The organism is Streptomyces sp. NPDC059002 (assembly GCF_042740435.1).
Classification (GTDB): Bacteria; Actinomycetota; Actinomycetes; order Streptomycetales; family Streptomycetaceae; genus Streptomyces.
The window spans coordinates 71206-75615 of sequence record NZ_JBHYJI010000044.1 but is presented as its reverse complement, the minus strand read 5'-3'; the positions used below and the strand labels follow the sequence as shown (position 1 = coordinate 75615).

Genomic DNA, 4410 nt, shown 5'->3' with positions numbered 1-4410 from the left:
ACGGCTCGGAGGGTCCGCCTCGTACGGCTCGGCGGGTCCGCCCCGCACGGCTCGGCGGCGCCGGATCGCACGGCTCGGCGGCGCCGGATCGCCGCAGGCCCGGGCGCGTATCCGGCGAACTCCCCCTGCCGGGGCACTAGATTGACCCGCGAAACAACAGATCGGCTGGTCAGGGGGCAAGGGGCATGGACTCCGACGGCACGCACGACGCACGCGGCACACACGCCACACCGGTGCCGCGCCCGGCGGCGCCTCCGCCCGGGGCCGTGGCACCGCAGTCAGGGGTGCCCGCACCCGGACTTCCGCCGCGTCCCGCGCGGGCCCCGGGCGCCCCGCCGCTGCCCGAGGGGGCCGCCTTCCTCGCCTGGCTGCGGGCGCCGCGGCCGGCCGCGGCGCCCGGCATCTGGCGCTTCGCGCACCAGCCGCGGCCCGCGCAGGAACCCGAGGTCGTACCGACCCGGCAGCTGCTCAGCGGGGCGCTGATCTCCTTCCTCGTGGGATGGCTGATCTGGTCCCTGCTGTGGAACGGCTACCTCGGCGGCTGGTGGGTCCTGCCGCTCGAACTCTTCCTGCCCGACGCCTGGATCTACGCGCACAACAAGGTCGGCAACGCGTTCGTCTGGTACAGCTACTACACCCTCATCGCCTTCGTCATCATGATCGGCGTCGGCAAGATCGGCCGCTGGGGCGAGGTCTGGCGGCGCTTCGTCGCCCCCCATCTGCGCCGCCGCGAGGCCCCCGCACCGCTGCCCGCACCCGAGGAGGACCCCGCCCGCTGGCCCCAGCTGCGGGCGGCGGGCGCCGAGGCCGCCGCCGACCGGCTCGCCGCCGACGCGGGGGCCGGTCTGATGCGGGACGTGGACCACGCCAGGATCGCGCGGGCCTGGCGGTCCGTGCGCGCCGGACGCAGTCCGCTGACCGCCTTCACCGACGCCGTCGTACGCGACGGTGCCCGCGCCTGTCCGCACCCCTCGGGCGACCGAGACCTGCCCGCCAGGGCCGCCCGGCACGACCTCGCCACCGCGCAGGTGCGGATCGGCACGACCGCCGACGACGCGCGCAACCCCTACGCCTACCGCGGCACCGGCCTCGCCCTCGGACCCGACCTGCTCGGCACCTCGCTGCTCGCCGTCGGACCCGGCGGCTCCGGCAAGACCGCCCGCGTGGTGTGGCCGCTCGCCGAGTCGCTCTGCCTCGGGGCGCTCGCCGGGCGGGCCGCCGTGGTGGTCGTCGGGGCGGCGGGCGCGGGGCTCGGGCCCACCGAGGACTACGACGTGGTGGTGCGCGTCGGCCACCCCGACTCCGCGTACGACCTGGATCTGTACGGCGGCACCAGCGACCCCGACGAGGCGGCCGCCGTGCTCGCCGAAGCGCTCGTCGGCGACCTCGTCGACCCGCACCCCAGCGGGGACAGCCGCCGCTCCACGACCTGCCTGGCCCAGCTCCTCGGCCCCTACGCCGCCGTCCACCGGCGCTTCCCCTCCGTGCCGGAGCTGCGCGCCCTGCTCGACGGTTCCCCCGGCCCGCTCGGCGCCCTGCGCAAGGCGCTCCAGGAGGTGGGGCAGGACGCGATGATCCGCGAACTCGACGCCCGGGAGCGGCAGTTGGGCCACCCCGGCGACCCGGGCGCGGTCCTCGCCGACCGCATCGCCCTGCTCGACCGGCCCGCCTTCGCCGCCTTCTTCGACACGACGGGCCAGAGCTCGCCCTTCTCGCTGCGGGCCCTCGACCACCCCGTCCGCGTCCGCATCGACCTGCCCGAGCGCGGCCACGCCGACGCCTCGCGGATCCTGGCCCGCCTCGTGCTCGCCCAGTTCACCGCGAGCGCCGCCGTGCGCGAGGACCGCTCGCTCTTCGCCTGCCTCGTCCTCGACGACGCGTCGGGCACGGTCACCCCGGAATCCGTACGCCGCATCCAGCGCCTGCGGTCCGCCAACGCGGGCGTCGTCATGACCTTGCGTACGCTCGACGACGTACCCAGGCCGCTGCGCACCCCGCTGCTCGGCGCGATCGGCTGCCGCATGGCGCTCGCCGGGCTCACCCCGTGGGACGGGCAGGACTTCGCGGAGGTCTGGGGCAAGGAGTGGACCGAGGCACGCGATGTCACCGACCGGCAGATCATCGCCGAGACCCCGCTGGGCAAGACCGTGCACATGCTGCGCCGTGTCATCACGGGCAACGCCCCGACCGCCCGCGCCGTCACCGTCCGCCAGGTCGAACGCGAGCGCTGGTCGGCCTCCGAGCTGGCGCACGGGGTGCCGCCCGGGCACGCGGTGCTGTCGCTGACCGATGTACGGGGGGAGTACGCGCCGCCGCTGCTCGTGGACCTGCGGGCCTGAAGCGGCGGGCGCGGGGCACCCGGGCCGTCCACGGAGGGCGGGTTTCCGCCTCGCACGTACGAGGTGTTCGGTCTCGGGCGCACCGTACGGTGAGGCAGAATCGACACAGGTCGTTCATACGGACCGGCCAAAAGATCCACATCCCGGCGCCCGCACCCCGGGGGCCGGGAACCCGCCCGCCCCGCCTGCCGCAGACCTGAAGGTCCCATGCCGCCCACGCTCGCCTCGCTCGTCCACCACTCCGCGCTCAAGCTGACCGTGCGCGCGGGCGAGGAACGCCTGGACACCCCCGTGCGCTGGGCGCACGCCAGCGAACTCGCCGACCCTGTGCCCTACATGGAGGGCGGCGAACTGCTCCTGATCACCGCGCTCAAGCTGGACGCGGAGGACCCGGACGTCATGCGGCGCTATGTGAAGCGGCTCGCGGGCGCCGGTGTCGTCGGGCTCGGCTTCGCCGTCGGCGTCCACTACCCCGACATCCCCAAGGCCCTGCTCGACGCCGCGACCGAGGCGGACCTGCCGCTCATCGAGGTCCCGCGGCGCACCCCGTTCCTCGCCATCAGCAAGGCCGTGTCCGCCTCCATCGCCGCCGAGCAGTACCGCGCGGTGACCGCGGGCTTCGCCGCCCAGCGCGAGCTGACCAAGCAGGCACTGAGCGACGGCCCCGAAGGGCTCCTGCTCGCCCTCGCCGGACAGGTCGACGGCTGGGCCGCGCTGTACGACGCGTCCGGCGCCGTCGTCGCCACCGCACCGGAGTGGGCCTCGCGCAGGGCGGGTCGCCTGACCGCCGACGTCGAACGCCTGCGGGAGCGGCCCGCGCCCGCCAGCTCCGTCGTCGCGGGCGCCGAGGACCGGGTCGAACTCCACTCCCTCGGCACGGGCCGCAGACCGCGCGCCGCGCTCGCCGTCGGCACGGCGTCCACCCTCGGCACCGCCGAGCGGTACGCGGTGCACTCCGCCATCGCCCTGCTCACCCTGACCACCGAACGCTCCCGCTCGCTGCACGCCGCCGAGCAGCGGATCGGCGCGGCCGTGCTGCGGATGCTGCTCGCGGGAGAGCCCGACCACGCACGCACCGTCGCGGGCGACCTGTACGGCGGGCTCCTCGACGCCCCCTTCCGGCTCGTCGTCGCCGAGGTGGCGTCCGCGTCGGCCGCGCGGGTGCGGGCCGGGGCCGAGGGCGCCGCGGGGGCGGGGGCCACCGGGACCGCGGGCGACGGCGAGACGCAGGACGAGGGCGCACGCCCCGTCGCCCCGCCGCCCGCTGCCGTCCTCGCGGCCGCGGAGGCGCACGGCACCGACCCGCTCGCCGCGCTCGTCGACGTCGTCGAGGCCGCGGCCGCCCGCGCGGGCGAGGCCCTGCTCGTCGTCCCGTACGGCGAACGCCTCGTGCTCCTCGCCGTGGACGGCGGCGCCGGAGTGCGGGCCTGCGCCGCGTACGCGGCGGCCCTGGAAGCGGGCCGCGTCGGCACACCCGCCGAGTCCCCGGCCGCGTCCGGCGAGGAGGCCGAACTGGTGATGGGCCTGTCCGCACCGGCAGGACCGATCGCCGCCGCCAGCGCCTACAAGCAGGCCGAACAGGCCCTGTCCGTCGCCCGCAGACGCGGCCGCGCCCTCGTCGAACACGAGGAACTGGCCGCCGGATCCGTCCTGCCGCTGCTCGCCGACGACGCGGTGCGGGCCTTCGCCGACGGACTGCTCCGCGCCCTGCACGAACACGACGCGACCGGCCGCGGCGACCTGGTCGCCTCCCTCCGCGCCTGGCTCTCCCGCCACGGCCAGTGGGACGCCGCCGCCGCCGACCTCGGCGTCCACCGCCACACCCTCCGCTACCGCATGCGCCGCGTAGAAGAAATCCTCGGCCGCTCCCTGGACGACCCCGACGTCCGCATGGAGCTCTGGCTCTCCCTAAAAGCAACCTCAATGGGCTCAGACTGACGCCCCCACACGGCGCGCCCCGCAAGGGACGCGGGGAACGACGCACCAAGCCCTCACCAGCCCCGTAAGGGGCGCGGGGAACGACGCGCCAGGCCCCCACCAGCCCCGTAAGGGGCGCGGGGAACGGCGCGCG

Annotated in this window: 2 protein-coding genes; both read left to right on the top strand. The window is 76.2% G+C overall.

What is annotated here, in order from left to right; genetic code table 11:
• Positions 1 to 185 precede the first annotated feature (185 nt).
• The gene (locus ACFWZ2_RS31035) at positions 186 to 2339 is read left to right on the top strand and encodes an ATP-binding protein (RefSeq protein ID WP_384551288.1); all 2154 of its coding nucleotides are present in this window, start codon (positions 186 to 188) and stop codon (positions 2337 to 2339) included.
• A gap of 207 nt (positions 2340 to 2546) precedes the next feature.
• Positions 2547 to 4277: a PucR family transcriptional regulator gene (locus ACFWZ2_RS31030; protein ID WP_384551286.1), complete on the top strand. Its 1731-nt coding sequence runs from the start codon at positions 2547 to 2549 to the stop codon at positions 4275 to 4277.
• Positions 4278 to 4410: the final 133 nt, after the last annotated feature.